Origin of the sequence: Actinoallomurus sp. CA-142502, from assembly GCF_050936355.1 — a bacterium.
GTDB classification, from domain to species: Bacteria; Actinomycetota; Actinomycetes; order Streptosporangiales; family Streptosporangiaceae; genus Actinoallomurus; species Actinoallomurus iriomotensis.
Window position 1 is genome coordinate 3031810 of the sequence record NZ_JBNJMY010000001.1, and the last position, 26672, is coordinate 3058481.

Sequence of the window (26672 nt, forward strand, 5' to 3'; positions counted from 1 at the left end):
CTCCCTTCGTCGTCGCGGGTTCAGCCGGCGGCTTGTGAGGGGCGTGGTTCGAGCGGTTCGGCGGCGTCGGGCTGCTCAGTGGCCTCGACGGCCAGCCCGGTGGTCCTTGGCCCGAGCGCGAGTACGTCGATGATGAGGAGCCCGAGGGCGATGGCGACCACCGTGAAGACCGCGGAGCCGCCCCAGTGGTCGAGGACCGGGATCAGGATGTACGGCAGCAGCGCGGTGACGAGCCGGCTGATCGAGTACGCCGCTCCGGCGGCCGTGGCGCGTACCGCGGTCGGGTAGATCTCGCCGAGGTAGACGTGGAAGGCGTTGGAGAAGATGTTGCTGATCACCGTGAACAGGAAGCCCCAGAGCACGATCCAGAAGGCCGAGGGGGCGTAGCCGAACAGCAGGCCCGTGATCGCCATGCCCGCGGCGCCGGCCGCGATCAGGACCTTGCGCTCCAGCCGTTCGATGATCGGCAGGGACAGCGCCGAGCCGACGGGGTAGCCGATGTAGGTGAACGCGAGGAAGGTCAGCGAACTGACCACCGAGTACCCCTTGGACAGGAGCACCAGGGGCGCCAGGCTGCCGAAGCCGTAGTAGCCGAAGACCTCCAGCCCGTTGATCGTCCACTGCATGAAGGTGCGGCGGGCGAACCTGCGGCTGAACAGGACCCGTACGGGCAGGCGGTCCTGCGAGACGGTGACCTCGTCCTGCTGCGGTGGGGGAAGGTCGGCGCCCGAGCGGCGCGCGTCATCCTCCCAGGAGGTGACGATCCGGTCGGCCTCCTCGGTCCGGCCCACCGACTCCAGCCAGCGCGGCGACTCGGGAAGCGCGCGCCGCAGCACCCAGACGAGCAGGGCGCCGAGCGCGCCGATGAAGAACATCCACCGCCAGCCGGAGACGCCGAGTGGCTTGAGTGGAACGAGCCACCGGGCCAGGAAGCCGGCGGCGGGAATGCCGAGGAACGCGGTCGTGTACGCCCACGCGAGATAGCGGCCGCGGAACTTGGGCGGCAGGAGGTCGGACAGGTAGGCGTCGGCGAGGGCGAGTTCGGCGCCGAGGCCGAGACCCGCGATGAAGCGGGCGATGACGAGGACCGTCGCGTTCGGCGCAAGGCCGCCGATCAGCGAGAACACCGAGTAGATCGCCAGGTTCAGGACGAACGCCTGCCGGCGGCCGAGCCGGTCGGCGAGGCGCCCGAAGAAGATCGCGCCGAGGAACTGGCCGACGAAGGCGCTGGCCAGGACGGCCTTGAGCGTGTCGGGGGACAGCCCGAACTGGGTCTTCAGGACCGCCGAGAGCGTCCCGGCGAGGAAGACCTCGTAAGTGTCGAAGAAGAGCCCGAGGCCGACGAAGATGACCGCGAGCTTGTGGACGCGCCCAATCGGGAGCCGGTTGAGGCGAGCCGCGATGCTTCCGCGGACTGGCGACGCGTCGTCGGGAATCCCTGGTGGATATTCGGCTGTCATGTGCGAACTCCCGTCCATTCCAAGGTTGGGACCCAATCGTTACGGACTAACTCGGTTGCCCGAGATGTTGGGGATTCAGCCGGAAGTGCGTTCGGGTGAGGAACGCGCACTGTCAGCCATAGTGCGCACCGGCGTCTTCCCCTTCCCCCGAGAAAAGGACCGATGCCATAATGCTGCAACAACTGCCTCATTCCCCGACATTGCAGTTATCCGACGACGGCGGGACGCTCAGTGCACGAAACCGGCAACGAACTGAGGGAGCTCGACCTCGCTCTGGTCAACGCGCTGCAGATCGCGCCGCGCGCGCCCTGGCGGCTGATCGGCGAGGTGCTCGAGGTCAACCCGGTCACCGCCGCGCGGCACTGGGAGCGGTTAAGCACGGAGGGACTGGCCTGGGTCACCGCGTACGGGGCTCCGTCGCTCATGCGGAGCATGTCGTTCGCCCTCGTCGCGGTGCACTGCACCGCCGACCGGGTGCACGACGTGGCGGCGGCGCTCGCCGACGACCCGCAGGCCGTGACCGTCGCCCACACGGTCGGCACCTGCGATCTACTCGTCACCGTCTGGACCCCGGACCTGCCCACGCTCTCCCACTACCTGCTGCGCCGGCTGAACGCGCTGCCCGGTGTGGTGTCCAGCCGCACCTCGGTGGCCAGCGAGATGTTCGTCGAGGGCAGCCACTGGCGATTAGAGTCGCTTTCCCCCGCGCAGCGGCGCCGCCTGCAGAGCGGGTCGCCGGCCCGGACCGGCTCCGCCGAGCTACGCCCCACGGACCGCCGGCTGGCGGTGGCGCTCAGCCGTGACGGCCGCGCGTCGTACGAGGAACTGGCCACCGTCACCGGCGCGAGCCCGAGCACAGTACGCCGCCGGCTGCACCGTCTGCTCGACAGCGGCGCGCTGACGCTGCGGTGCGAGATATCCCGCGCGATCTCCGGCCGTCCCGTCGCGGCGACCCTGTGGATCGACGTGCCGCACCACTCCCTGGCGGAGGCCGCGGCGCATCTCGCCCGTCTGCCGCAGACCCGGATGTGCGCGGCCGTGGTCGGCCACAGCGACCTGGCGGTGACGGTGTGGCTGCGGTCCGTCGAGGAGCTTCAGCCGCTGGAGATGGAGATCGCGGCGGCCGTGCCGAACCTCGTCGTCGCCGAACGCACCCTGACGCTACGGCACGTGAAGCTGATGGGCCGGGTGCTGCGCGACGACGGACGCGCCGCACGCGCGGTGCCGCTCGACATCTGGCGCGACCCCACGCCGCCGGCCCGGGAGCCTCGGCTCACACTCCACCAGTGGTGAGCGACCTCTCGCTCACCGCCGGTGGACCGGCCGCCTCGGCGAGCCGGACCAGGCGCTCCCGCATCAGCTGCGCGTCCACGCCGCACGCGACGAGCTGGATCCCCAGCTCCCACCACGCGCGGGCATGGGCCTCGTCGGGCGCGAACACCGCGGTGGCCATGTTCCGCGCGGCCGCCGCGGCGGCCGCCTTCTCGAGGGCGTCGCGGACACTCGGATGATCGATCTGTCCCGGCACGCCGAGGGAGTGCGACATGTCCACCGGCCCGAGGAAGACGCCGTCGAGGCCGGTGACCTCGAGGATCTCGGGCATCGCCGCGATCCCCTCCGCCCCCTCGATCATCACCATCACCGCGACGTCCCGGTTCGCGCCGGCGAACCAGTCCGCCGTGGCGCCGTACCGGGCGGCGCGGACGAAGGGGTTGGCGCCACGCGTGCCGTCCGGCGCGAACCTGGCCGCCTCGACCACGGCCCGCGCGGCGTCGGCCGAGCCGACCTGCGGGACCAGCACGCCGTCCGCGCCGACGTCCAGCGCCGCCCCGACCAGCGCCGCCTCCGCCGTCCTCACCCGGACCACGGTCCGCAGGCCGTGCGCCCGCGCGGCCAGCAGCCCGGCGCGGACCGTCTCCAGCCCGAACGGTCCGTGCTCCATGTCGATGATCACGAAGTCCAGGCCGCTCACCGCGATGATCTCGACGACGTCGGGCGACGGGATGATGCTGAACGTGCCGAGGAGCCGCCGTCCCTCCGCGAGCAGGGACCGCAGCGACCGCGGGTCGGTCACCGGACCGCACCGGCCTCGCGCACGGCCGCCCGGAGAAGGGGCCCGATCTCGTCGGCGCTGTCCGCGCCGTACGCCGAGGTCAGCATGGCGGTGAACCGGTCGGGCTCGAGCTCGTAGCCCTGCGGCCCGGCCACCCCGAGCACCAGCGTGGCGAGGGCGCAGCCGATCTCGGCCGCCCGCTCGGGCCGCAGGCCCCACGCGATGCCGGACACGAAACCGGCACGGAAACCGTCGCCGACGCCGGTCGGATCCACCTCGTCATCGGTACGGACGGCCGGCACGTCGATCCGCGGCCGCTCCGAGCCGTCGATCGAGACGCCGTCCCGTCCCCGCGTGGTGATCCACTGCCCGACGCGCGCCAGCACCTCCTGCTCGGACCAGCCGGTCTTCTGGCACAGCAGCACGCGTTCGTAGGCGTTGGTGAACAGGTACCGGGCGCCCTCGACGAGCTGCCGGATGTCGGGACCGTCCATCCGCGCCAGTTGCTGGGAGGGATCGGCGGCGAACGGATATCCGTCCCGGCGGCACTCGTCGGTGTGGCGCAGCATCGCGTCCGGGTCGTCCGGGGCGATCAGCACCAGGTCGACGCCGCCGAGCCGCTCGGCCACCGGCCGCAGGTAGACCTCGCGGGCCTCGCTCATCGCGCCGGGGTAGAACGTCCCGATCTGGTTCCCGACGGCGTCCGTCGTGCAGACGAAGCGCGCGGTGTACTGCTCCGCCGAGATCCGGACGAACGCGTTGTCCACCCCTTCGTTCTCCAGGTCGGCGCGGTAGTCGGCGAAGTCCGGGCCGGCCGCGCCGGCGAGCACCGGCCGGTGCCCGAGCCGGGCCAGCCCGAGCGCGATGTTCGCGCCGGTACCGCCGCGGCGGACGGTCAGCCCGTCCGCGAGGAAGGACAACGAGACCTCGTCCGCGTGGTCGGCGATCAGATGCTCCGCGAACCGTCCGGGAAAGGTCATCAGGTGGTCGAGCGCGATGGAACCTGTGATAACGACTCGCACGAATCTCGCTCCTTGGGTACCGGCATCCCAGAAAGGATGACCGGGGGCCCGGCGGGCGGACAATCTCGCAATGGTGGAACCGGGCGTTACACCTTTGCGGGTACTCGTCATACGTCTTTGTGGGATTCCTGACGTCACGACGCTCCGAATAGGCTGTGGCTGTTCGTCATTCTCCAATGGAAAGGGCGTTGAACAGCGATGACGGCTGACACTGAGCGGCGCGCCGAAGCAAGCCGCCGAGCGTTCGACCTTTTCGAGGGATATGCGGTGAGCAGTGTGCTGGCCGCGTTCGAGATGGCAGGCCTGCTCACCGATCTGGAGAATGGCGCGCTGACCCGGACGACGGTCAAGGACCGCGGCTCGGACCAGGCCGCGCTGCTCGGCGCCTCCCTTCGCTACCTGATCCAGCGGGGCCTCGTCGAGGAGAACGGCGACGCCTTCACCCTCACGGACTACGGACGCGACGTCTGCCAGGACAAGGGCTACCTGGTCTGGCTCGTCGGCGGGTACGGCGAGCCGCTGCGGCGGATGGACGCCTTCCTGAGCGGCGACAAGCGGTACGGCGTCGACTATCCGCGCGACGGACGCTGGGTGGCGGACGGCGCGGCGATGCTCGGCCGCAAGGACGTCGTCCCCCACGCCCTGCGCCTGCTCGAGGGGATCGAGTTCGACACCGCGCTCGACCTCGGCTGCGGTAACGCCAGGTTCCTGCTGACCGTGTGCTCGCGCTTCGGCGCGAGCGGCACCGGCGTGGACATCAGCCCCGAGGCCGTGGTGGAGGCCGAGAAGGCGGTGCGCGAGGCCAGGCTCACCGACCGGGTACGGGTCGTCCGCGGTGACGCCGGTGACCTGAACTCCATCGCGGCACTGGCCGACACCCAGCTGGTGGTCACGTTCTTCCTGCTGCACGAGATCCTGGCCCAGGGCCGGGACGCGCTGGTGGCGTACCTGTCCGACATGGCCGGCCGCCTGCCGGACGGGGCACGGCTGCTCATCGCCGAGGTGCAGCCGCCCGCCGAAGGTGACCACCGTCCGTGGTTCACCCCGGAGTTCACCTTCGTGCACGCCCTGATGCGGCAGACGCTCCTGGACTCCAAGGGCTGGAGCGAGGCCCTGGCCGACGGCGGCTTCACCGTTCGCGAGGTGCTCGAGGACGACATGCCGGGCGGCATCCTCATCCTCGCCGAGAAGGCGCGCTGATGGCCGGCGCCCCGGCCGACGACGTCAAGACCGTCGACGTCGAGGCGATCGCCGGCATCCTGGATCGCGCCTGGGAGGAGCGGCACACCATCCGGCCGCTCAGCGAGACGACCGGCCTCGACTCGCCCGCCACGGCCTACGCCATCCAGACCCGCTGGTCGGAGCTGCGGGCCGAGCGCGGCGAGCGGGTGCTGGGGCACAAGATCGGGCTGACCAGCCAGGCGATGCGGGCCCAGATCGGCGTGGACGAGCCCGACTACGGCCGGCTCTGGGAGTCGCGGTTCTACCCCGCCGAAGGGGGCCGGTCGAGCGTTCCGGCCGAGGTGTTCCTGCAGCCGCGGGTCGAGGGTGAGCTGGCGTTCCTGATCGGCAAGCCCCTGGACCGCGAGGACTGCACCGCCGAAGAGGTCCTGGCCGCGACCGACGCGATCGCGGCGTCCGTCGAGGTGATCGACAGCCGGATCACCGACTGGCAGATCAAACTCGTCGACACCATCGCGGACGACGCGTCCTACGGCGCCTTCACCGTGGGACCCTGGAACCAGGCGTTGCGCGACGCCGACCTGCGGACGATCGGCATGCTCGTCCACCGGAACGGCACCACGGAGGTCGAGGCGCTGGGCAGCGCGGTGCTCGGTCATCCGGCCGAGTCGGTCGCGTGGCTGGCCCGCACGTTGAACCGCCTGGGCACCAGCCTGCTCCCCGGCGATATCGTGCTGTCGGGGTCGCTCGGCCGGGCGCTGCCCGCGTCGCGCGGCGACGAGTTCGTGATCGAGACGCACGGCCTGGCACCGCTGACCGTAAGGTTCGAGTGAGCAGGGGAGATGCGATGGACGACGCATGGCTCCGGAAGATGTTCGGCACCATCGACGCCATGGACTGGGACGCGCTGCCGGAGTTCTTCCACCCGGAGATCGTCTACGAACGGCCGGGATTCCCCTCGCTCGACGGTCTCGACCGCGTCCTTCGCTTCTACCACGACGAGCGGAAGATCCTGTCGAGTACGCACCACGTCGAGCACACGGTCGTCCAGGACGGGAGGGCCGCCGCCTGGGGTGTCGTGAGCTGTGTACTGCCCGGCGACACCCGCACCGATGTGGGGTTCGCCGACATCTATGAGTTCGACGACGGGCTGATCCGGCTGCGGCGGACCCATTTCTTCGTGCCCAGCGTCTGAGCGACCGCCCGGAACCCTCGTCCGCGAGGGTTCCGGGCGGTCCTCGGTCACACGCCCGCCGGCCGGCCGGACAGCCGCAGATCCAGCGTGATGTCGCCGTCCGCCAGCGAGACCCGCTCCGCCCCGTCGCCGACGGGACCCCGCCGGATCTCGTCCGCGAGCACGTTCTGCCCGATGACGGTGGTGTGCGCGGTGAGCATGTCGGCGATCTCCCCGCGCGGGTCGGCGCCGACGTCGACCGTCATCGTGACGCGGTCGGCGAAGCCGAGGCCGCGACGCTTGCGCAGGTCGTTGGTGAGCCGGACCAGCTCACGGGCCAGGCCCTCCAAGCGGAGTTCGCGATCGATCGAGACGTCGAGCGCGACGCTGTGCCCGCCGTCGCGGCACACCTGCCAGCCGATGACCGGGATCTCGGCGATCTGCACGTGCTCGGCGTCCAGCGTGATCGGTTCACCGTCCACCTGGACCGTGAACCGCCCGTCCTCGCGGACGGCGGTGGCGACGGCCTCCGGGTCGGCCTCCCGGACGGCGGCGGCGACCGCCTGGGTGCGGTTGCCGAACGTCGCGCCGATCGCACGGAACACCGGTTTGATCGCGTGCGACACCGGCTCGGCCCGGCCGCCCCCCGTCAGCTCGAGCTCCTTGACGTTGAGCTCGGTCGCGATGACGTCGCGAACGTCGTCGAAGCGGTCGTGGAGCCCGGCCGGCAACGTCACGACCGCGCGCCGCAGCGGCTGGCGCACGCCGATGCCGGAGTTGCTGCGCGCCTCCCGGCCCAGCGTGACGAGCCGCCGCGCGGTGGCCATCACCTCCCGCAGCCCGTCGTCCCGCGCGGACGCGTCGGGTTCGGGGAAGTCGGTCAGGTGCACCGACTCCGGGGCGGCCGGATCGACGCTGAGCACGAGGTTCCGGTAGAGGACCTCGGCCAGGAAGGGCGTGATCGGGGCGAGCAGCCGGCTGAGCGTGGACAGGCACGTGTGCAGGGTGGCGAACGCCGCCTCGGAGTCCGCGGCCGGCGCCGCCGGGTCGGTGTTCCAGAACCGGTCCCGGCTGCAGCGCACGTACCAGTTCGACAGGTCGGTGACGAAACCGGCGAGCCGCCGCCCGGCGGCCGTCACGTCGAAGTCGTTCATGGCCGCGTCGACCTCGGCGGTCACATCGGCCAGCTCGGCGAGGATGTAGCGGTCGAGCACCGGCCGCCGCTCGACCGGAGGCACGTCCTGGCCGGGCCGCCACTCCGCGAGCCGGGCGTAGGTGACGAAGAAGTAGTAGGTGTTCCAGATCGTCAGCAGGACCCGGCGGATCGCCTCCTCCAGCACCCGCTCGCCGACCCTGCGGGACTGCCAGGGGTTGCCCTCGACGAGCAGCACCCAGCGCAGGGCGTCCGCGCCGTAGGCGTCGACCAGCGCGAACGGGTCCAGGACGTTGCCCGCCGACTTGGACATCTTGCGTCCGTCGTCGTCCACGATGTGACCGAGGCACAGCGACCGCCGGTAGGCGTTCTGGCCGAACAGCAGCGTGCCGACCGCCTGCAGGGAGTAGAACCAGCCGCGGGTCTGGTCGATGGCCTCGCAGATGTAGTCGGCCGGGTACGCCGTCGTGAAACGCTCCTCGCTACCGGGCACGTGCGGGTACCCGAACTGCGCGAACGGCATCGAACCCGAGTCGTACCAGGCGTCGATGACCTCGGGGACCCGCGTCATGGTGCCGTCGCAGGACCCGCAGTCGAAGGTGATCTCGTCGACGTACGGGCGGTGCGGGTCGAGTTCGGACAGGTCACGGCCGGCCAGCTCGCCGAGTTCGGCGCGGGATCCGACGGCCACCGTGTGGTCGCACCGCGAGCAGCGCCACAGCGGCAGCGGGGTGCCCCAGTAGCGCTCGCGGGACAGCGCCCAGTCGACGTTGTTGGCCAGCCAGTCGCCGTATCGGCCGTCCCGGATGTGCGGCGGCCGCCAGTCGACCTCGGCGTTGCCGGCCAGCAGGTCGTCCCGGAGCCGGGTGGTGGCGATGAACCACGACGGCTTGGCGTAGTACAGCAGCGGCGACGAGCACCGCCAGCAGAACGGGAACGAGTGCCGGTACGTCCCCTCCTGCACCAGCAGGTCGTTCTCCCGGAGGAAGTCGGTGATCGGGGCGTCCGCGTCGCGGATGAACATGCCGGCGTACGGGCCGACCCGCTCGTCGAACCGTCCCTCGGCGTCCACCGGCTTGACCGTCGGCATGCCGTTGGCGCGGGCCACGCGCATGTCGTCTTCGCCGAACGCCGCGCCGGTGTGCACGATCCCGGTGCCCTGGTCGATCTCGACGAAGTCATCGATCACGACGAAGCGCCAGGAGGCCGGGTCGCCGTCGGGGTCGTCCGCCGAGCCGGGACCGACGAAGTCGAAGGGCGCCTTGTAGCGGGCGCCCGCCAGCTCCTCGATCGTCACGTCGCGGATGATCTCCGCCTCGTCGCCCAGAGCGACCTTGACGCGCTCGGCGGCCAGGACCACGAAGTGGTCGCCGGCCCGCCCGCCGCGGGCCAGGACGTACCGGATCTTGTCGCTGACGACCGCGGCCGTGGCGGGCACGAGCGTCCACGGCATCGTCGTCCACACCAGGAGCGACACCTCGGCGCCCGGCTCGGGCAGGCCGGCGCCGCCGGGACCCAGCGGGCCGGACAGCACCGGGAAGCGCACGAAGATGCTCGGGTCGTCGGTCTCCCGGTACCCCTGGGCGACCTCGTGGTCCGAAAGCGCGGTGCCGCATCGCGGGCAGTACGGCACGACGCGCTGGTCCTGGTAGATCAGCCCGCGCTCGTACAGCGTCTTGAGCGACCACCAGACGCTCTCGACGTACTCGTCGCTCAGCGTCCAGTAGGCGTCGTCGGTGTCCACCCAGAAGCCGGTGCGCTCGGTGAGCCGCTGGAACTCGCCGACGTAACGCGTCACCGACTCGCGGCATCGTGCGTTGAACGCCGCGACGCCGTACTCCTCGATCTGCTTCTTCCGCGTCAGCCCGAGCTCGCGCTCCACCTCCAGCTCGACGGGAATCCCGTGGCAGTCCCAGCCGGCCTTGCGGGGCACGGCCTGCCCCTTCATCGTCCGGTAGCGGGGAAAGACGTCCTTGAACACCCGGGCCTCGACGTGGTGCACGCCGGGCCGCCCGTTGGCGGTCGGCGGGCCGTCGTAGAACCGGAACAGCGTGCCCCCGGCGGTCCGGTCCAGGGATTTGCGGAACACTCCCTCGTCGTTCCAGCGCCGCAGTACTTCTTCCTCCAGCTTCGGCAACTCGGGTCGCTGGGGGACCGGGTCGAACGTCACAAGGCTCCTCCGTGTCTGGGATGGGTCAGGCGGATCAGCGGGTGAAGGCCGATCGGCCGGTGATGCTGCGGCCCAGGATGAGCTTCTGGATGTCCTGGGTGCCCTCGTAGGTGTAGAGGGCCTCGATGTCGGCGTGATGGCGGGCCACGTGCCGGTCGATCAGAAGTCCGTCACCGCCGAGGATGTCGCGCGCGTCCAGGACGATCTGGCGGGCGGCGGCGGCGGTGTGCAGCTTGGCGGCGGACGCCTGGGCGAGGGTCGCCCTGCCCTCCTCTTCCAGACGGGTCAGCCGCCAGCACATCAGCTGCATGCTAGTGAGGTCGGCCAGCATCCGCGCGAGCTTGGCCTGGACGAGTTGGAAATCGGCCAGCGGACGGCCGAACTGGCGGCGGTTCACCGCGTGGGCCGCGGCGGCCTCGTACGCGGCGACGGCGTGCCCGAGCGCCTCCCAGCAGACGTCCTGGCGGGCCTTGAGCATCAGCGGCGTGATCGCGCGCCACGACGTCGCCTCGCTCAGGCGGTTCTCGGCGGGCACCCGCACGCCGGTCAGCGAGATCTCGGCGTGCGCCGCCACCCGGCAGGCGGTCTTGCCGCGCATGGCCGTCGCGGCGTACCCCTCCGCCGGGGTCTCCACGACGAAGCCGCCGACCTCGCCCTCGTCGTCGCGGGCCCAGACCACGACGACGTCCGCGAAGGTGCCGTTGCCGATCCAGCGCTTGGCGCCCTCCAGGACGTACGCCTCGCCGTCGCGCCGCGCTCGCGTCTCCAGCGAGGAGACGTCCGACCCGTGCGCCGGCTCGGTCATCGCGAACGCGCCGAGCGTCTCCATCGAGGCGAGCTTCGGCAGCCAGCGGGACCGCTGCTCGGCCGAGCCCAGCAGGCCGATGGACATCATGGCCAGGCCGTGGCCGACGAAGAACACCCGCAGGCCGCCGTCGGCACGGGCGAGCTCGGCGGCGACGAGGCCCTCGGCGAGCGAGCTCATCCCGGGGCAGCCGTCACCGGCCAGCGATCCTCCGGCGATCCGCAGCTCGCCCAGCCCCGGTACGAGCGCGAACGGGAACTCGGCGCGTTCCCAGTAGTCGTTGATGATCGGCAGCACCTCCGCGTCGACGAAGTGCCGGACCCGATCGCGTATGTCGCGTTCTTCCGGCGTGAGCAGTTCGTCGACCAGGAAGAGGTCCGTTCGCGTGATGTCGTCACCGGCAGCCATGCTCCGACTCCCTCAATCGTGTTCCGGTCCTTCGCCACGGGTCGTTCCCGCGGTCAGCCCACCCGCCCCGCGCGGTCGGCGCGCTGCGTGTACAAGTAGCCGATGTAGAGGACGACGCCGACCAGGAGCCACGCCGAGCCGATGGTCACTCCGGTGAATCCGCTGGCGACGAGCAGACCCGCGCTACACGCGAAGGCGAGGGGCACGAGGATCCGCGGGGCCGGTGTGGAGAACGCCGGGCGCTCGCCGGCGTCGTCGCGGCGCAGCCGGACCAGCGCCAGCAGGGGCGGCACGAAGTGGAGGACGTACAGGAAGCCGCCGGTCGAGGAGGACATCGAGACGGTGCCGACCAGCGCCACGCCCCCGATCAGGACACCGTTGATCAGCACCGCGATCCAGGGAGACCCGGTGCGCGCGCTCACCGCGGCGAACGGCGCGGGGAGCATCCGGTCGCGCGACATCGCGAAGACGGTGCGGGACGTCACCACCACGATGGCGTTCGCCGTCGCGGCCGTGGTCAGCAGGGCGCAGAACACGATGAGGTGCCGCGCGAGGTCGCCGCCGAAAACGCCGGCGGCGTCGGCCAGCGGTGAGGCCGAGGAGCCCAGATGGTCCGAGGAAACGGTGCCCACCGCGACGAACGCCACGATTACGTAAAGGAAGAGCACGCCGGCCAGAGTCAGCAGAATGGCGCGCGGCAGATTACGTTCCGGGTGTTTTATTTCTTCTCCGGCGGCGGCCACCATGTCGAATCCGCCGAATGACAGGAATGCCACGAGTGCGGCCAGGAATATTCCGTTGACGCCATGCGGGGCGAAGGGGGTCAGGTGGCTGAGGCTGACATGCGGCAGGCCCCAAAAGGAGAATCCGGCCAGACCGATGATCGCCGCGGCGATCACCGCGGTCTGGACGCCGCCGGACACCTTGACGCCGAGGAGGTTCACCGCGATGCACGCGGCCACCAGGACCGCGGCGCCCGCCGTCGTGGGGAAGCCCGTCGCGGCGTGGAGGTAGCCGCCGAAGCCGATCGTCACGTAACCGGACAGAAAGACGTAGGCGCCCCAGTAGATCCAGCCCATCAGGAATCCCCAGTGGGGACCGAGGACCTGGCGGGCGAACGCGTAGCCGCCGCCCGCCATCGGCAGCCGGCAGGCGAGTTCGGCGTAGGGGAGTGCGATGAAGAGAGAGGCTACGAAGGCTAATGAGAACGCGATGAGGGCGGCGGGTCCGGCTTTACCTCCGGCGACGCCCACGAGGACGAAGATGCCCCCGCCGACGGTGCCCCCGATCCCGATCGCCACCGCTTCCTTGAGCCCCAGCTCGCGTCGCAACTCGGTCGTCGTCCGGCGCTGGGGCCGCCGATCCGCGTCTACTTCGGCCATGAATACTTCCTATCGCGACCAGAGGGTAGCTTTGTCCGGGTAGGCCTTTTCGGCCAGCAACATTTTCTGCAGGCTCCTGTTAGAATGTTTTAATGCTTGATGTGCGCCGCCTGTGGATTCTTCGCGAGGTCTCCAGACGGGGCTCGTTCACCGCGGCGGCCCAGGCGCTGGCCTACACCCCGTCCGCCATCTCCCAGCAGATCGCGGCGTTCGAACGAGAGCTCGGCACCCGCCTGGTGGAGCGCGGCGCACGCGGCGTCTCGCTCACCGAGCCGGGGCGACTGCTCGTCAGCCAGGCGGAGACGGTCTTCCAGCAGCTCGACTCGATCGAGAAGGAGCTGCGGGCGTTCGCCGGGCTGGAGTCCGGGCTGCTGCGGCTCGGCTGGTTCGCCACCGCCGGCTCGACCCTGGTGGCACGGTCGATCGCCGCCTTCCGCGATCGCTACCCCGGCATCGAGCTCGACCTGTTCCAGGGCGATCCGGACGAGTGCGTGTCCGGCCTGCGCGCCAACGAGATCAACCTCGCGCTCGTCTACCAGTTCGAGCAGGAGCCCCCGCTGCCCGACGACATCGAGCAGCTGGATCTGGTCGACGATCCGCTCCATATCGGGCTTCCCCTCGGGCACCCGCTCGCGGAGATGGACAGCGTCGGGCTCACCGACCTGGCGGGCGAGCCCTGGATCCAGGGCGTCCGGCACGGCTCGACCCTGGAGGTGCTGCCCGAGGCCTGCCGTGAGGTGGGCTTCGAGCCGATCGTCGCGCTGCGGACCGACGACCGGACCGTGGTCGAGGGGCTTGTCGCCGCGGGCGTCGGGGTGGCGCTGATACCGCAGCTCACCGTGCCCACGGTCCGTGCGGACGTCGTGGTGCGACCGCTGGACACCAAGGCGCTGTCGCGGAAGATCCGCGTCGCCCTGGCGCCCGGTTCGTACCGCTCGCCCGCCGCGCTGGCGATGCTGAGCGTGCTCAAGAACGTCTGCGCCGAGCTGAAGGACGAGGCGGCCCGCCGGCTCGCGAGCGGCTGAGAGCCCGCGTGGACCGGGCCCGCGCGGCGCGGTCCCGATCCACTTGGGCCCTGTCGTCGCGGGTGCTGCGAACGGCGGGCGTAACCGGGTCATCCCGCCGGTAGCCAGGCCACGGCCCGGCCGGGAGCGCCGGTGGCGCGCTCCACGTTCAGCGGCAGGAAGCAGAAGAACGCGCCACGTTCGGGCAGCCGGTCCAACCCGGTCAGGCACTCCACGTAGACGGCGCCCCCGCTCAGCCCGCTGACGTGCACCGCCTGCCCGCGGTCCTCGTGCGCCGGCCCCATGCTGGGCGCGTCGATGCCCACGCAGCGGACACCGCGCTCCAGAAGCAGCTCGATGGTCTCCACCTCGGGCGCCGGCCAAGCGGGGCGCCGCCCGGTCACGACGATGTCGTGCAGGTACGCCGAACCGGCCTCGCCGCGCTGGTAGTGGACGTCCCAGCCGGTGCGGAACAGGCACACGTCACCGGGGCGGAACCGGCCGTTCTCCTCCTCCCAATCCGTGATCATCCGAGCGTCGATGATCGGGCTGCGGCCCGGCTCGTCCACGGTGCCCACCAGCGCGGACACGTCGACGACTCCGGCCGGGCCCATGGGTCGATCGAGCGGCACCCGGTCGATCGACACGGCGCCGGCCGGCCCCGCGTACGGCAGTCCCGACCCCTCAGGGGGGATGAAGTGGCTCGGGGCGTCGAGGTGCGTCCCCGTGTGCTCGTCGATCGCCATCCACCGGGTCGCGTACGGCCCGGAACGATTGATGACGCAGCCGCTGGGCTCGCTCCTGCTCTCGAACCAGTTCCACGTCTTGTGCTGGAACGGCTGGTGGGTCGACCAGTAGCAGGGCAGGTCCTCGGCGATCAGTACCGAGAGGTCGACGAGGACGTGGCCTCCCTCGATCATCGGGGGCGCTGTCGCGGTCGAACTGTCGGTCATCGTTTTCTCCCTCCGGATCGGCGCCGGATCAGTAGTGCTTCGGGTGCCGGAAGCCCCTGGGTTTGATGAGTCCCATTTCGATCGCCTTGTTGATGGCGTTCATCCGGGTCGTCACGTCGAGCTTCACGTACACATTCGTCAGGTGCCGTTTCACCGTTCCCTCGGTGATGAACAGCCGGGCGGCGATCTGCGCGTTGCTTAGTCCGGCCGAAACCGCCGTCAGCACCTCGAGTTCGCGCGGCGAGAGTGGGGATTCCGGTGGTTCTCTTAATCTGATCACCGTTTCCCGGGAAACCGAGACGACCACGTGCTGGTCGTCGTGCCTGGCTCCCCGGACGGCGGCCAGCAGCGCCTCGCGAGTGGCGCCCTTGATGACGTACGCCCGGGCTCCGGCGGCGAGCATTTTCTCGACGAGTCCGGGATCGTCGTGCATGGTCAAGATGATGACGCGAGTGTCCGGAAGTTCGCTGACGATCTCCCGTACGGTCGCCTCCGCTCCCGGTCCCGGCATCTCGACGTCGACAATGATGGCGTCGGGATGTATCTTCCGGGCGATCGCGAGAAGTCCGCGGCCCGAATCGGCTTCGCCGGCGACTTCCAGATCCTTTTCTCGAGCCAGTATTTCCGCGATTCCCTCACGAAACAGCGTGTGGTCGTCCGCGATGAGGACCCGGATCCGCCTATCCCCCGTGCTCACGCAATGCTCCCCGAAGCGGCATCCCAATGGTGACGCGAGTGCCACAGCAGGGGCAGGAGGCGATGTCGAGCCGGCCGCCGACGCGGACGGTGCGCTCACGCATCGAGACCAGTCCGACGCTCTTCGCGGGCGGCAGCCGGTGCGGTTCGAAGCCGCTCCCGTCGTCCTCCACGACCGCGTTGATCCAGTCTCCGTCCGCCCGCACATCGACCGCGACGCACTTGGCGCGCGCGTGCGTGACCGCGTTGAACACCGCCTCCCGTACCACTAAGAACAGCTCGTCGTGCACCTCGCTGGCCTCGCCCGGCACCGTCGTCCGTGCCTGGTCGGCGGGTGCGGCCGTGGCCTTGCAGACGCGGTCGGCCCTGCGGTGTGCATCGTTCCAAGACTCTGCCTTGCGGGGTGCATCGTTCCAAGGATGGGTGACACGTTCGGCCAGGACGCGAAGGCGGGCGGCGAGGCGCCGGACCTCCTCGAGCGTCTCCGCGGTGGACCTCTTCGCCTGGGCGAGGCGAGATCTCGTCGCCGGCTCGGCCGCCTCCCGTTCCAATTCCACCAATTCAAGGCTGTTGAGCACGGTGAGCACCGAGTGAGCGATCCGATCGTGGACGTCGCGGCTTAACTCGCGGAGTTCCTCGGTGCTCGCGAATCGCTCTTCAACGACTTCAATAGTAGTTTCGTTTTTCGTAGTCGAGTGTGCGTTCATTCGTTCTCCAGTGTGCAGAGAATTTCCCGGGCGTGCACGGACGTCGGCAGGGTTCGTGACGATGCCGTGCCCAGCTCGGTCGAGGGGGCCGGTTGAATTGGCCACGTCCGGCCTGGGCGCGGATACCGCTATATCGATCTTGCTGTTATCAGCTTCATTGCTCTGCCGATATGCTCGGGTGTCGGCGAAGATCGGGTTCGGACCGTGCATGAACGCATCGCCTCATTGACGGATCTGTTGATTTCCGCGGACGGATGACCACTGCTGCGGAATGCTTTGCGTCTGACCTGGGAGTGGCAAGGGTTTTACTCGTCGGTCAGGAGGACGGTTCCATATCAGCCATTACGTGTCAAGTCGATGCTCCTGTAACCAGAGATTCATCAGATAATCCTGTAGCCGGTGTTGTTGGTGATAAAACAGACCGGCGCGGACCGATATTGACCTCAATTCCCTGTCGGTAGGACCGAAAACACCTTTGCCGGACCGAGTCGGCCTTCACCGCCGAGTCCCGGAATGGTGACCACGACCGCATACCCGGCGACGGCCGCCCCGCTGCGGCGGACCAGTTCGTCGGCGGCCGCCATGGTGCCGCCGGTCGCCAGCACGTCGTCGACGACGATCACCCGCTCGCCCGGCCGCAGGACGTCCCGTTGCACCTGCAGCTCGGCGCTGCCGTACTCGAGGTCGTACCGCACCGAGTCGACCGGTCCGGGCAGTTTGCCGCTCTTGCGGGCCAGGACCAGTGGCCGGTCGGCGTGGCAGGCCACCGCCGTTCCCACCACGAATCCCCGCGCCTCGATCGCCAGCACCCGGTCGAAGGCGCCGGCGAAGGCGTCGCTCATCGCGCCGGCGAGTGCGCCGAGCAGGGCGGGTTGGGAGAAGACGGGACAAAGGTCGAGGAAGGCGATGCCGGGACGGGGAAAGTCCGGCACGGTCCGGATGTTGTCGCGGATCAGATCGGCGAGCCGCTGACGGTCGGTCAAGGCGTCGATGTTCACGATCAGATCCCCGTGACCTCTCGCAGGGCCGCCACCCGGTCGCAGCGTTCCCAGGTCATCTCCGGTTCCTCCCGGCCGAAGTGCCCGTACACCGCGGTCTGGGCGTACTTCGGGCGCCGCAGGTCCAGGTCCGCGATGATCGCCGCCGGCCGCAGGTCGAAGACCTGGTTGATGGCGTCCTGGATCTGTTCGGTGGGGATCTTCTCCGTGCCGAAGCACTCGACGAACAGGCCCACCGGCCGTGCCTTGCCGATCGCGTACGCGACCTGCACCTCGCACCGCCCGGCCAGCCCGGCCGCGACGACGTTCTTGGCCACCCAGCGCATGGCGTACGCCGCCGAGCGGTCGACCTTGGAGGGGTCCTTGCCGGAGAAGGCGCCTCCGCCGTGCCGGGCCATACCGCCGTACGTGTCGACGATGATCTTCCGGCCGGTCAGCCCGGCGTCGCCCATGGGACCGCCGACCTCGAACCGTCCCGTCGGGTTCACGAGGAGCCGGTAGTCATCGGTGGCCAGGTCGAGCGAGGTGATCTCTGGAGTGATCACGTGCTCGATGATGTCCGGGATGAGGAGTCCCTCCAGGGAGACGTCCGGGGCGTGCTGCGTGGACACCACGACCGTGTCGAGCCGGACCGGAAGGTCGCCCTGGTAGGCCAGGGTGACCTGGGTCTTGCCGTCCGGGCGCAGGTACGGAATGGTGCCGTCGCGCCGCACCGCCGCGAGACGTCGCGCGAGCCGATGGGCCAGGGTCAGCGGGAACGGCATCAGCTCCGGGGTCTCCGAGCACGCGTAGCCGAACATCAGGCCCTGGTCGCCCGCACCCTGGAGGTCGAACTCGTCGGTGCTGTCCGTACGGGCCTCGTACGAGCGCTCGACGCCCTGCGCGATGTCCGCGGACTGTGCGCCGATCGACACCGCGACCCCGCACGAGGCGCCGTCGAAACCCTTGGCGGAAGAGTCGTACCCGATGTCCAGGATCTTCTTCCGCACGAGCGCCTCGACGTCGGGGAGCGACCCGGAGACCTCCCCGGTGACGTGGACGAAGCCGGTGCTGATCAAGGTCTCGATCGCGGCGCGGCTGTGCGGATCCGCTGCCAGCATCGCGTCGACGAGGGTGTCGCTGATCTGATCCGCGATCTTGTCGGGGTGGCCCTCGGCGACCGATTCCGAGGTGAACAGCCGATAGCTCATGACGGTCCTCCGTTTCTCGTTCGTTGGTCCTTGGTCGATCAGGTGTTGAGGTGTCTGCCGATGAGGAGGTCCAGCCGCTCACGCACCGAGGGCGGCACGGCGGCCCGGTCGGTGATGATCGCGTGGGCCAGTGCGTCCTGACATTCGCACTCGGTGTCGGCCGGGAGTTTCTCGACGAGGCGGACGATCGTCCTCTTCGCGGCGTCGGCGTTGCGCGCCATGACGGCGGTGACCAGATCGGCCTCGACGGCCTGTTCGTCCGAACGCCAGCAGTCGTAGTCGGTCACCAGCGCCAGCGCCGAGTAACACAGCTCCGCCTCGCGCGCGAGTTTGGCCTCCGGAACGGCGGTCATGCCGATGATGTCCATTTTCAAAAGCCGATAGAGTTCCGATTCGGCGCGTGTGGAGAACTGCGGTCCCTCAATGCAGATATAGGTGCCGCTGTCGTGAATCGTGGTATCGGTCGCGCTGTGCGCCGCCGCCATGAGTTCTTCGCGGAGCCGGCCGCAGTACGGGTCGGCGACCGAGGTGTGCACGACGATCCCGTCCTCGAAGAACGATTTCGGCCGGCCGCTCTTCGTCCAGTCCACGATCTGGTCTGGCACCACCAGACTTCCCGGCCGGTATTCCTCGCGCAGGCTGCCGACGGCGCTGATGCTGAGGACCTGCCGGACGCCCAGTGCCTTCAGCGCCCAGATGTTCGCCCGCACCGGAATCTCGGTGGGGGTGAGGCGGTGACCTCGGCCGTGCCTCGGCACGAACGCCACCGAGCGGCCGGAGAGCCGGCCGACGACCAGGGCGTCACTGGGCGACCCGAAAGGAGTCTCGACCTCGACCGTCTCGGCGTTCTCCAGCTCCGCCAATTCATACAGGCCGCTGCCGCCGATTATCCCTACTTCCGCGCGGGTTTCTGTCATTTTGTTATCAACCATCCTTGTCTTCCGCCGGTGGTAATGCTTAGTGCGAGATGACACCGCTGCGCCGAAGATAACCTGATGCCCCAGTGGATGAATCCGCTGTTCGGAGAACACGGGTGCGACTTTGGTCGCAGCATGATTACACCAATGGTGGTTATGCGAAAGATTGCCGTTCTACTTATTCTCGGGCTTCAAGGCGTGTCCAGACCATCGCCCAAGCGAATGGAGAGCGAGTTGACAAATTTCGAGTACAAGGTCGCCGATCTGTCACTGGCGGCGTTCGGCCGCAAGGAGATCGAACTCGCCGAGCACGAGATGCCGGGCCTGATGGCGGTCCGTGAGGAGTACGCCGAGTCCAAGCCGCTGCGCGGGGCGAAGATCATGGGCTCGTTGCACATGACGATCCAGACCGCCGTGCTGATCGAGACCCTGGTCGAGCTGGGCGCCGACGTGCGCTGGGCGAGTTGCAACATCTTCTCCACCCAGGACCACGCCGCCGCGGCGATCGTCGTCGGCCGGGACGGCACGCCCGACGATCTGCGGGGCGTCCCGGTGTTCGCCTGGAAGGGCGAGACGCTGGAGGAGTACTGGTGGTGCACCGACCAGGCGCTGTCGTGGCCTGGCGACGAGGGCCCGAACATGATCCTCGACGACGGCGGCGACGCGACGCTGCTGGTGCACAAGGGCGCCGAGTACGAGAAGGCCGGTGCCGTGCCCTCGGCGTCGGAGGACGACCCGGAGGAGTGGAAGGTCATCCTGGACCTGCTCCGCCGTACGGTCGACGGCTCGGGTCGCTGGACGAAGACCGCCGAGCGGATCAAGGGCGTGACCGAGGAGACCACGACCGGCGTTCACCGGCTGTACGAGATGGCCAAGGCGGGCACGCTGGCGTTCCCGGCGATCAACGTCAACGACTCGGTGACCAAGTCCAAGTTCGACAACAAGTACGGCTGCCGGCACAGCGTGATCGACGGCATCAATCGCGCCACCGATGTCCTGATCGGCGGCAAGGTCGCGGTCGTGTGCGGGTACGGCGACGTCGGCAAGGGCTGCGCGGACGCGCTGCGCGGGCAGGGCGCCCGGGTCGTCGTCACCGAGATCGACCCGATCTGCGCGCTCCAGGCGGCGATGGACGGTTTCGAGGTCACCACGCTGGATGACATCGTCGGCAAGGCGGACATCTTCGTCACCTGCACCGGCAACACGGGCATCATCAGCGCCGACCAGATGGGGCGGATGAAGCACCAGGCGATCGTCAGCAACATCGGCCACTTCGACAACGAGATCGACATGGCCGGCCTGGCGAAGATCCCCGGCATCAAGAAGGAAGAGGTCAAGCCGCAGGTTCACACCTGGACCTTCGAGGACGGCCACTCCATCATCGTGCTGGCCGAGGGCCGGCTGGTGAACCTCGGCTGCGCGACGGGTCACCCGTCGTTCGTGATGTCGAACTCCTTCACCAACCAGGTGATCGCCCAGATCGAGCTGTTCAACCACACCGAGAAGTACCCGGTGGGGGTCTACACCCTGCCCAAGCACCTCGATGAGAAGGTCGCCCGCCTGCACCTGGACGCGCTCGGCGTCAAGCTGACCACGCTCACCAAGGAGCAGGCCGCCTACATCGGCGTCGACGTCAACGGTCCCTACAAGGCGGACCACTACCGGTACTAGTCAAGCGGGGAAACCCGATGAACGAGGAGCGCGAGGACGTACGGACCGGGCCGCCCGAGCGGACCGGTCTGACGGCACAGCGGTACGAGACCGAAGAAGTGCGGGCGAAGGCCGCCGACGCCCTGCAGATCGCCCTGGATCGGCGCGACAACGGCGCGCCGCGAAACGATCTGGCAGAGGACCCCGGCCACCCGGACTCCTGAGTGCCTGCGGGCCGTCGGCCCGGTCAGACGGCGCCCCTGGGACGAGCGTGCACATGCTCGTTCCAGCGGTCGCCGGCCGGGTCGTCGCCGCCGGGGTACGGCCAGAGGTGATGCGCGGACCAGTCGTGTCCGTCGCGGCTGTCCGTTCCGATCCAGGGGGCGAGCAGAGCGAGGACCGCGAGTGCCGCGAGAAGCATCCATCCCATGGGAATTCACCTGACTGCCATTGCAGGATCGAGATGTTGACTCCCTTCAACTATTGATTAAGATGGCTTATCATGCCATCGACATCTACTTAAGGCTCGATTAAGCTGCACTAATGGCTTGAAAATTCGTTCTCGAATCATTGTCCGGCGAGTATTATCGGGGAGCCGACGATAGCCGGTCCGCGGGCGTCGGCGACACCGGAGGAAGCGATGATCGCCAGGACTTGGGGCGCTTCTGCGACCATCGACGGAGCAGCTGCCTACCAGCGACATTTCGAAAGTTCCGTGCTCGTCGAGCTGGCCCGGGTGCCGGGATACCTGGGCGCTTTTCTCTTATGCCACGAGGAGTCGGGCCGCGTCCGGCTGACGGTGCTCAGCCTCTGGAATTCCACCGACGCGATTCGTCGCTTCGCCGGGCAGGAGTACGAGACCGCGGTGGTCCACGATGACGCGAAGGCCGTCCTCGATGACTACGACACGGTCGTCCGGCATCACTCCGTGGCGGTGGCCGCACCCGCACCGGGTGGCCCGGAGTGACACGAGGCGATCCGGAGCGCCGGCCGGCGGTGCCGGTTCCGGTCGCCCGACTGATGATCCTTGTGGGTGACCGCATCCGCCGGGATCGCCGGGCCGTGCACACCGAGATCGTCGCGCGGGCCCGCGACGCCGGGCTGGCGGACGTCACCGTGTTACGCGGCCTCGACGGTCACATCGGCGCCTCCCGGCGGACGCGCCGGGGACTCCTGCGCCGCCCCGACAACGTCCCGGTCACCATCCTGGTGTTCGACCAGGAAGAACGCCTCCGGAGGTTCCTCACGACCCTGGCCGACATCACGGAGGAGTGCATCGTCACGCTCGACACGGCCGAGGCCTACCGGTACGGGCGCGCCGGCTCCGCCGAGCGGAGCCGTGGCCGCCGCGACGCCGGCTGAGCGGCCGGCTCAGTGTCCGGCGGCCTCCACCTGGCCGTCACTCCGTCCACCGGTGCGTGCCGCCAGCCGGTCGGTGAACCTCGCGATGTCGATGACCGCACGCTCGTGTGTTCCCTTGCAGACCACCCCGGCGTCGTCGGACGCCCGTACGGAGAAGGTGAGCCGGCGGCCCTCGACGGAGACGAGCTCGACGCTCACCGTGAGGTCCGCCCCGGGGGGCGTGGGCCCTTCGTGACTGAGATCGACATGGATGCCGAGGGTGCGTTCGGCGTCGTCGAGTTGTCCGGCGATCGCGCGGATGCACGTCCACTCGACGATTCCGACGAGATAACCGGTGGCCAAGACGTTCGGCAGTGCCGCGAATTCGGCCGATTCGGGCAAAAGATTCGGGACTGTCCGCTCGGGCGGAACTGTATACGTCATCGTCGCCGTCAGGCCAGGCCGCAGACCGTCGCGCATTCGTCGCTGTCCCATCTCGGTCACCGTCATCGCGGAGGGTGGCCCCGCGTCGTGACGGGGGCATACGTTATCCGGTCGAGGTGCCCGCGACCGGGGTATCCGGCCCCCGCGAAGTCAACCTCACTAAAACAGAGCTGTCAGCACCGAGCAAGGGAGATCGATAATGTCGACCACTCCGGCCGTTCCGGACGAACTCCTTCCCCGGCTGCGGGAGCTGGTCGCCGAGGAAATCCGTCCGCGTGCGGACGAGGACGAGGCGCACAGCCGCTTTCCGCGCGACTTGTGCCGCGTTCTCGGGAAGCTCGGCGTGCTCGGCCTGCCGTACGCACGCGAGCTCGGCGGGAGCGGATGGCGTTTCGAGGACTATCTCCAGGCGCTCGAAGTGCTGGCCGGGGGCTGGCTCACGATCGCCGAGACGGTCGCGGTGCACACTCTCGCGTGCTTTCCCGTCGCCGCCCACGGTGACGACGCGCAGCGCCGCGAGCTGCTGCCGGCCATGCTCGGCGGCGAGCTGCTCGGGTCGTACTGCCTGTCCGAACCCGGCGCCGGCTCCGACGCGGCGTCGCTGACGACGAAGGCGGTCCCCGACGGCGGGCACTTCGTCGTCAACGGAACCAAGGCGTGGATCACCCATGCCGGGCACGCCGACTTCTACAACCTGTTCGTCCGGACCGGCGGGGACGGCCCGGGCGGGATCAGCTGCCTGCTGGCGGACAAGGACACTCCCGGGCTGTCTCCGGACCGGCCGGAGAAGAAGATGGGGCTGACCGGGTCGCCCGTCGCGCAGATCCACCTGAACGACGCGAGAGTCCCGCGGGAGCGGCTCGTCGGTGAGCTCGGCCGGGGCTTCGCGATCGCCATGTCCGCCCTGGACCGGGGCCGCCTGGGCATCGCCGCGTGCGCCATCGGGCTGTCCCAGGCGGCGCTGGACGTCGCGACCGACTACGCGATGACCCGGCGCCAGTTCGGCCGTCCCGTGGGGGAGTTCCAGGCGGTCGCCTTCATGCTCGCCGACATGGCCACGGCGATCGAGGCGGGGCGTTGCCTCTACCGTTCCGCGGCGCGCCGGCTCGACGCGGGTGAGGACCTGACCAAGGAGGCGTCGATGGCGAAACTGTTCTGCACCGACACCGCGATGCAGGTCACCACCGACGCCGTGCAGATCCTCGGCGCGGTCGGGTACACCGACCGCTACCCGGTCGAACGCTACATGCGAGAGGCGAAGGTGTTGCAGATCTTCGAGGGGACCAACCAGATCCAGCGCCTGGTGATCAGCCGGCGGCTGACCGCGGAGCGCCGGGACGCGGCCTCGGCCGGCCGGTGAGCCGGGGGCCACGCCGATGCTCCTGACCGACCGCCCGCTCGTCCAGCGGGACATCGACATCGCCGCGCCGCCCGCCGTCGTCTGGGCGCTGGTGACCGATCCGGCGAAGATGGGGACGTTCTCCCCGGAGAACACCGGGGGCGGCTGGGACCCGCCCTTCACCGAAGGGGCGCCGGGCGCCCGTTTCACCTCGGGGAACACGCGCGGGGACCTGTGCTGGAGCCGGACGTCCACCGTGCTGACCTGGTCCCCGCCGCGCGAGTTCGCCTTCGCGGTCACCGATCCCGACGATCCGGCCGGCGACCCGGCCCGGCCCATCGCCGTCTGGAGATACCAGCTGCATCCGCTCCGCGGCGATCGGACGTGGCTGTGCGAGTCGGTGGATTTCGGCACGGCGCGATCACCACTTACCGACCGCATCGCCGAGGTCCCCGACATGCACGAGCGGGTCGTCGCCGCCCGGTGCCGCGAACACGCCCGCAACATCGACGCGACCCTGCGCGCCGTCAAGGCCGCGGCCGAACGCCGCTGAGCCGGGTGAGGAGCGGCCCCGTCGCGGAGCCGCTCCTCGCCGCGTTACTTGAGGCCGCCGTCCAGGGCGGACATCAGGGTGCCGGTGTCACCCGACATCTCCCAGATCATCGCGCCGCCGAGGTTGTTGGCCTTGATGTAGTCGGTCTTCTTGCCGATCGACCACGGGTCGTCGAAGGTCCACCACTGGCCGTTCGCGCCCGTGTAGCAGTACGTCGCGACGGACTGCTCGTTGTGGTGGACGGTGCAGCCGGGGACGTTCGTGGCGATGTTCTTGTAGCCGCGGGTACCGGCCTCCTCCGGGAAGTCGCCGGGCGCCGCGCCGTTCGCCTGCTGCCACTCGCCGTTCGCGCCGCCGTCGGCCACCTGCTGCCAGCCGCGGCCGTAGAACGGGATGCCGACGAGGACCTTGCGCGGGTTCACGCCGGCGCCGGTGTAGAGCTTGACGGCCGAGTCGACGCTGAAGTGCGTCGGGTACGGGTCGTTCGGGTCGACGTACAGGTTGGCCTGGTCGCCGGTGCGGTTCGGCTCCCAGGAGTTGTCGCTGCCGGAGCCGTGGAAGTCATACCCCTGCATGTTGGCGTAGTCGAGGGAGTTGAAGATCTTCGACAGGTCCCAGCCGGCGTTGATCTTCGCCTGGTCGGCGGGGGTGAACGCGGTGAGCAGGTAGCCGGAGCCCAGCGCGTTCAGCTCGGTACGGAACTCGGCGAGCAGCGCGGTGAGGTTGGCCTTGTCGTCCGCCGAGTAGTGGTTGCCGGGGTGCCCGTCGGCGCTGCCCGGCCACTCCCAGTCGATGTCGAACCCGTCGAACACGCCCGCGCCGGTGCCCGCCCCGCCCGTGCCGTCGGAGGAGACGGGCAGGTTGCCCTTGATGAACATGTCGATGCAGGAGCCGACGAACTTCTTGCGCGACGCGTCGGTCTTGGCCACGTCAGAGAAGAACTTGGAGTACGTCCAGCCGCCGAGCGAGACGAGCACCTTGAGGTTCGGGTGCTTGGCCTTCAGCTTCTTGATCTGGTTGAAGTTGCCCTTGAGCTTCTGGTCCCACGTGTCGGCGACGCCGTCGACGCTGTGGTCGGCGCTCACGGAGGCGCCGTAGTCGGCGTACGCGTCGCCGGCGCCGGTGCCCTGGTCCGGGTCCTCGGGGTTGGTGGTGGTCGCCTTGGTCGTCTCGAAGCAGGTGAGGTTGTTCGGATCGACGTTCTCGAAGGCGTAGTTGAGCACGGTCAGCTTGCCCGCCGCGCCGTTCGCGTCGAGGTCCTTCATCCAGAAGTTGCGGCCGTAGATGCCCCACTGCGGGTAGTAGCCGATCTTCTGGTACGTGCCGCCGGTGCCGCCGCCCGACTGGGTCGTGCCGGTGACGGACGCGCTCTTGGCCGACTCGTTGCCGGCGGCGTCGAGCGCGGTGACGGTGTAGGTGTGGCTGGAGCTGGCGGACAGCCCGCCGACGGTCGCGCTCGTGCCGCTCACGGTCGCGACGACCGTGGACCCCTCGTACACCCTGTAGCCGGTGACGCCGACGTTGTCGGTGGAGGCGGTCCAGGCGAGCGCGATCGAGGAGGAGGTCGTGCCGGTGACGTGGAGGCCGCCGGGGACGGACGGCGCGGAGGTGTCGGTGCCGCCGCCACCGCCGCCCGCGCAGGGCGAGCCGTTCAGCGTGCAGTTGGTCGGCGTGGCCGACTCGGGGGCGCCGTTGAACCCGAAGCTCACCGAGGCGCCGGGTGCCAGCGTGCCGTTGTAGGAGGCGTTGGTGAACGTGTAGTGGTTGCCGCTGTGGGTGAGCACGGTGTCCCACGCGGAGCCGATCGACCCGCCGGCGGGCACGTCGACCTCGACCTTCCAGCCGTTCAGCGTCGTCGAGCCGCCGTTGGTGATCGTGTATTTGCCCTGGTAGCCGGTGCCCCAGCCGGAGTCCTTGGAGAACGTCGCGGTCGGCGTACCGGCCGCCCGGGCGAGGTGGGGGAGCGTGAGGAGCGCCGTCGCGGCGAACGCGACGACGAGTCGGAGGATCGTACGTTTCACTTGATGCTCCTCGGTCTGGCGGGAAAGAGGAGCGCGGCGCCGCACTAACA

Annotated in this window: 26 protein-coding genes; 11 read left to right on the forward strand and 15 right to left on the reverse strand. The window is 69.3% G+C overall.

All coding sequences use genetic code 11. The features are described 5' to 3' along the window. Positions 1-20 precede the first annotated feature (20 nt). Entirely contained in the window at positions 21-1460 is a 1440-nt protein-coding gene (locus tag ACQEV1_RS14775) for an MFS transporter (RefSeq protein ID WP_285618058.1), read from the reverse strand. 231 nt (positions 1461-1691) lie between these two features. On the opposite strand from ACQEV1_RS14775, the gene ACQEV1_RS14780 reads away from it, so the two are divergent. Beyond that, positions 1692-2753: an Lrp/AsnC family transcriptional regulator gene (locus ACQEV1_RS14780; protein WP_285618056.1), complete on the forward strand. Its 1062-nt coding sequence runs from the start codon at positions 1692-1694 to the stop codon at positions 2751-2753. Here the strand turns inward: ACQEV1_RS14780 and ACQEV1_RS14785 are convergent. Together ACQEV1_RS14785 and ACQEV1_RS14790 are read right to left on the reverse strand one after the other, a co-directional pair. Next, entirely contained in the window at positions 2734-3534 is an 801-nt protein-coding gene (locus ACQEV1_RS14785) for an HpcH/HpaI aldolase family protein (protein WP_285618054.1), read from the reverse strand. The genes ACQEV1_RS14780 and ACQEV1_RS14785 overlap by 20 nt on opposite strands. Further along, complete coding sequence (locus tag ACQEV1_RS14790) at positions 3531-4535, reverse strand: carbohydrate kinase family protein (RefSeq protein ID WP_433394369.1); 1005 nt, start codon at positions 4533-4535, stop codon at positions 3531-3533. The genes ACQEV1_RS14785 and ACQEV1_RS14790 overlap by 4 nt, the downstream gene beginning before the upstream one ends. Before the next feature lie 267 nt (positions 4536-4802). Between ACQEV1_RS14790 and ACQEV1_RS14795 the strand changes: the two genes are divergently transcribed. Genes ACQEV1_RS14795 through ACQEV1_RS14805 form a run of 3 tightly spaced genes read left to right on the forward strand, consistent with a single transcriptional unit; the run spans position 4803 to position 6912 of the window. After that, complete coding sequence (locus ACQEV1_RS14795; RefSeq protein ID WP_433394371.1) at positions 4803-5735, forward strand: SAM-dependent methyltransferase; 933 nt, start codon at positions 4803-4805, stop codon at positions 5733-5735. After that, a complete protein-coding gene (locus ACQEV1_RS14800) occupies positions 5735-6550 on the forward strand; it encodes a 2-keto-4-pentenoate hydratase (protein WP_285569799.1) in 816 nt (271 codons plus the stop codon). The genes ACQEV1_RS14795 and ACQEV1_RS14800 overlap by 1 nt, the downstream gene beginning before the upstream one ends. A 14-nt stretch (positions 6551-6564) precedes the next feature. Continuing rightward, positions 6565-6912, forward strand: a complete 348-nt coding sequence (locus ACQEV1_RS14805) for a nuclear transport factor 2 family protein (protein ID WP_285569797.1) — start codon at positions 6565-6567, stop codon at positions 6910-6912. A 47-nt stretch (positions 6913-6959) separates the two neighbouring features. Here the strand turns inward: ACQEV1_RS14805 and ileS are convergent, their stop codons facing one another. Genes ileS through ACQEV1_RS14820 form a run of 3 tightly spaced genes read right to left on the reverse strand, consistent with a single transcriptional unit; the run spans position 6960 to position 12809 of the window. Continuing rightward, positions 6960-10214, reverse strand: coding sequence for an isoleucine--tRNA ligase (gene ileS / locus ACQEV1_RS14810; RefSeq protein ID WP_285618049.1), 3255 nt, complete (start codon positions 10212-10214; stop codon positions 6960-6962). A 34-nt stretch (positions 10215-10248) separates the two neighbouring features. Beyond that, entirely contained in the window at positions 10249-11427 is a 1179-nt protein-coding gene (locus ACQEV1_RS14815; RefSeq protein ID WP_285618047.1) for an acyl-CoA dehydrogenase family protein, read from the reverse strand. A gap of 53 nt (positions 11428-11480) precedes the next feature. Then, positions 11481-12809, reverse strand: coding sequence for an APC family permease (locus ACQEV1_RS14820; protein ID WP_285569789.1), 1329 nt, complete (start codon positions 12807-12809; stop codon positions 11481-11483). 92 nt (positions 12810-12901) lie between these two features. Here ACQEV1_RS14820 and ACQEV1_RS14825 point away from each other — a divergent pair, with 92 nt between their 5' ends. Next, entirely contained in the window at positions 12902-13834 is a 933-nt protein-coding gene (locus ACQEV1_RS14825; protein ID WP_285618045.1) for a LysR family transcriptional regulator, read from the forward strand. An 89-nt stretch (positions 13835-13923) separates the two neighbouring features. Here ACQEV1_RS14825 and ACQEV1_RS14830 read toward each other — a convergent pair whose 3' ends face one another. The 6 genes from ACQEV1_RS14830 to mtnP all read right to left on the reverse strand — a co-directional run bounded on the left by ACQEV1_RS14830 (position 13924) and on the right by mtnP (position 19388). Further along, positions 13924-14766: a cyclase family protein gene (locus ACQEV1_RS14830; RefSeq protein ID WP_285618043.1), complete on the reverse strand. Its 843-nt coding sequence runs from the start codon at positions 14764-14766 to the stop codon at positions 13924-13926. Between the two features lie 28 nt (positions 14767-14794). Continuing rightward, positions 14795-15463, reverse strand: coding sequence for a response regulator transcription factor (locus ACQEV1_RS14835; protein WP_433394376.1), 669 nt, complete (start codon positions 15461-15463; stop codon positions 14795-14797). Beyond that, complete coding sequence (locus ACQEV1_RS14840) at positions 15447-16379, reverse strand: sensor histidine kinase (RefSeq protein ID WP_433394378.1); 933 nt, start codon at positions 16377-16379, stop codon at positions 15447-15449. The genes ACQEV1_RS14835 and ACQEV1_RS14840 overlap by 17 nt, the downstream gene beginning before the upstream one ends. Before the next feature lie 233 nt (positions 16380-16612). After that, positions 16613-17167, reverse strand: a complete 555-nt coding sequence (locus tag ACQEV1_RS14845; protein ID WP_433394380.1) for an adenine phosphoribosyltransferase — start codon at positions 17165-17167, stop codon at positions 16613-16615. A gap of 2 nt (positions 17168-17169) precedes the next feature. Beyond that, complete coding sequence (metK, locus tag ACQEV1_RS14850; RefSeq protein WP_285569777.1) at positions 17170-18357, reverse strand: methionine adenosyltransferase; 1188 nt, start codon at positions 18355-18357, stop codon at positions 17170-17172. Between the two features lie 38 nt (positions 18358-18395). Further along, complete coding sequence (mtnP, locus tag ACQEV1_RS14855) at positions 18396-19388, reverse strand: S-methyl-5'-thioadenosine phosphorylase (protein WP_433394382.1); 993 nt, start codon at positions 19386-19388, stop codon at positions 18396-18398. 120 nt (positions 19389-19508) lie between these two features. On the opposite strand from mtnP, the gene ahcY reads away from it, so the two are divergent. Both ahcY and ACQEV1_RS14865 read left to right on the forward strand, forming a co-directional pair. Beyond that, the gene (ahcY, locus tag ACQEV1_RS14860) at positions 19509-20945 is read left to right on the forward strand and encodes an adenosylhomocysteinase (RefSeq protein WP_433394384.1); all 1437 of its coding nucleotides are present in this window, start codon (positions 19509-19511) and stop codon (positions 20943-20945) included. Between the two features lie 17 nt (positions 20946-20962). After that, positions 20963-21148 carry a hypothetical protein gene (locus tag ACQEV1_RS14865; protein WP_285618031.1) on the forward strand — a complete coding sequence of 62 codons (186 nt, stop codon included), beginning with the start codon at positions 20963-20965 and terminating at the stop codon, positions 21146-21148. 23 nt (positions 21149-21171) lie between these two features. On the opposite strand, the gene ACQEV1_RS14870 is transcribed toward ACQEV1_RS14865, so the two are convergent. After that, on the reverse strand, positions 21172-21354 hold the full coding sequence (locus ACQEV1_RS14870) for a hypothetical protein (RefSeq protein ID WP_285569765.1): 183 nt from the start codon (positions 21352-21354) through the stop codon (positions 21172-21174). A 285-nt stretch (positions 21355-21639) separates the two neighbouring features. Between ACQEV1_RS14870 and ACQEV1_RS14875 the strand changes: the two genes are divergently transcribed. Together ACQEV1_RS14875 and ACQEV1_RS14880 are read left to right on the forward strand one after the other, a co-directional pair. After that, complete coding sequence (locus ACQEV1_RS14875) at positions 21640-21891, forward strand: hypothetical protein (RefSeq protein WP_433394387.1); 252 nt, start codon at positions 21640-21642, stop codon at positions 21889-21891. A gap of 53 nt (positions 21892-21944) precedes the next feature. Further along, on the forward strand, positions 21945-22286 hold the full coding sequence (locus ACQEV1_RS14880) for a DUF190 domain-containing protein (RefSeq protein ID WP_433394389.1): 342 nt from the start codon (positions 21945-21947) through the stop codon (positions 22284-22286). 9 nt (positions 22287-22295) lie between these two features. Here ACQEV1_RS14880 and ACQEV1_RS14885 read toward each other — a convergent pair whose 3' ends face one another. Next, the gene (locus ACQEV1_RS14885) at positions 22296-22775 is read right to left on the reverse strand and encodes a thioesterase family protein (RefSeq protein WP_285618028.1); all 480 of its coding nucleotides are present in this window, start codon (positions 22773-22775) and stop codon (positions 22296-22298) included. A 133-nt stretch (positions 22776-22908) separates the two neighbouring features. On the opposite strand from ACQEV1_RS14885, the gene ACQEV1_RS14890 reads away from it, so the two are divergent. After that, positions 22909-24069, forward strand: coding sequence for an acyl-CoA dehydrogenase family protein (locus ACQEV1_RS14890; RefSeq protein ID WP_433394391.1), 1161 nt, complete (start codon positions 22909-22911; stop codon positions 24067-24069). A gap of 16 nt (positions 24070-24085) precedes the next feature. Further along, positions 24086-24601, forward strand: coding sequence for an SRPBCC family protein (locus ACQEV1_RS14895; RefSeq protein WP_285618024.1), 516 nt, complete (start codon positions 24086-24088; stop codon positions 24599-24601). A 44-nt stretch (positions 24602-24645) separates the two neighbouring features. Here ACQEV1_RS14895 and ACQEV1_RS14900 read toward each other — a convergent pair whose 3' ends face one another. Beyond that, positions 24646-26622 carry a glycosyl hydrolase family 18 protein gene (locus ACQEV1_RS14900; protein WP_433394393.1) on the reverse strand — a complete coding sequence of 659 codons (1977 nt, stop codon included), beginning with the start codon at positions 26620-26622 and terminating at the stop codon, positions 24646-24648. Positions 26623-26672: the final 50 nt, after the last annotated feature.

Excerpts from the sequence above, each read along its gene's own strand:
- ACQEV1_RS14775 (WP_285618058.1), bottom strand. The coding sequence starts at position 1,460 with ATGACAGCCGAATATCCACCAGGGATTCCCGACGACGCGTCGCCAGTC.
- ACQEV1_RS14800 (WP_285569799.1), top strand. The coding sequence starts at position 5,735 with ATGGCCGGCGCCCCGGCCGACGACGTCAAGACCGTCGACGTCGAGGCG.
- ACQEV1_RS14805 (WP_285569797.1), top strand. The coding sequence starts at position 6,565 with ATGGACGACGCATGGCTCCGGAAGATGTTCGGCACCATCGACGCCATG.
- ACQEV1_RS14815 (WP_285618047.1), bottom strand. The coding sequence starts at position 11,427 with ATGGCTGCCGGTGACGACATCACGCGAACGGACCTCTTCCTGGTCGAC.
- ACQEV1_RS14820 (WP_285569789.1), bottom strand. The coding sequence starts at position 12,809 with ATGGCCGAAGTAGACGCGGATCGGCGGCCCCAGCGCCGGACGACGACC.
- ACQEV1_RS14825 (WP_285618045.1), top strand. The coding sequence starts at position 12,902 with ATGCTTGATGTGCGCCGCCTGTGGATTCTTCGCGAGGTCTCCAGACGG.
- ACQEV1_RS14830 (WP_285618043.1), bottom strand. The coding sequence starts at position 14,766 with ATGACCGACAGTTCGACCGCGACAGCGCCCCCGATGATCGAGGGAGGC.
- ACQEV1_RS14840 (WP_433394378.1), bottom strand. The coding sequence starts at position 16,379 with ATGCACGGTCCGAACCCGATCTTCGCCGACACCCGAGCATATCGGCAG.
- metK (WP_285569777.1), bottom strand. The coding sequence starts at position 18,357 with ATGAGCTATCGGCTGTTCACCTCGGAATCGGTCGCCGAGGGCCACCCC.
- ACQEV1_RS14865 (WP_285618031.1), top strand. The coding sequence starts at position 20,963 with ATGAACGAGGAGCGCGAGGACGTACGGACCGGGCCGCCCGAGCGGACC.
- ACQEV1_RS14870 (WP_285569765.1), bottom strand. The coding sequence starts at position 21,354 with ATGGGATGGATGCTTCTCGCGGCACTCGCGGTCCTCGCTCTGCTCGCC.
- ACQEV1_RS14880 (WP_433394389.1), top strand. The coding sequence starts at position 21,945 with ATGATCCTTGTGGGTGACCGCATCCGCCGGGATCGCCGGGCCGTGCAC.
- ACQEV1_RS14885 (WP_285618028.1), bottom strand. The coding sequence starts at position 22,775 with ATGACGGTGACCGAGATGGGACAGCGACGAATGCGCGACGGTCTGCGG.
- ACQEV1_RS14890 (WP_433394391.1), top strand. The coding sequence starts at position 22,909 with ATGTCGACCACTCCGGCCGTTCCGGACGAACTCCTTCCCCGGCTGCGG.
- ACQEV1_RS14895 (WP_285618024.1), top strand. The coding sequence starts at position 24,086 with ATGCTCCTGACCGACCGCCCGCTCGTCCAGCGGGACATCGACATCGCC.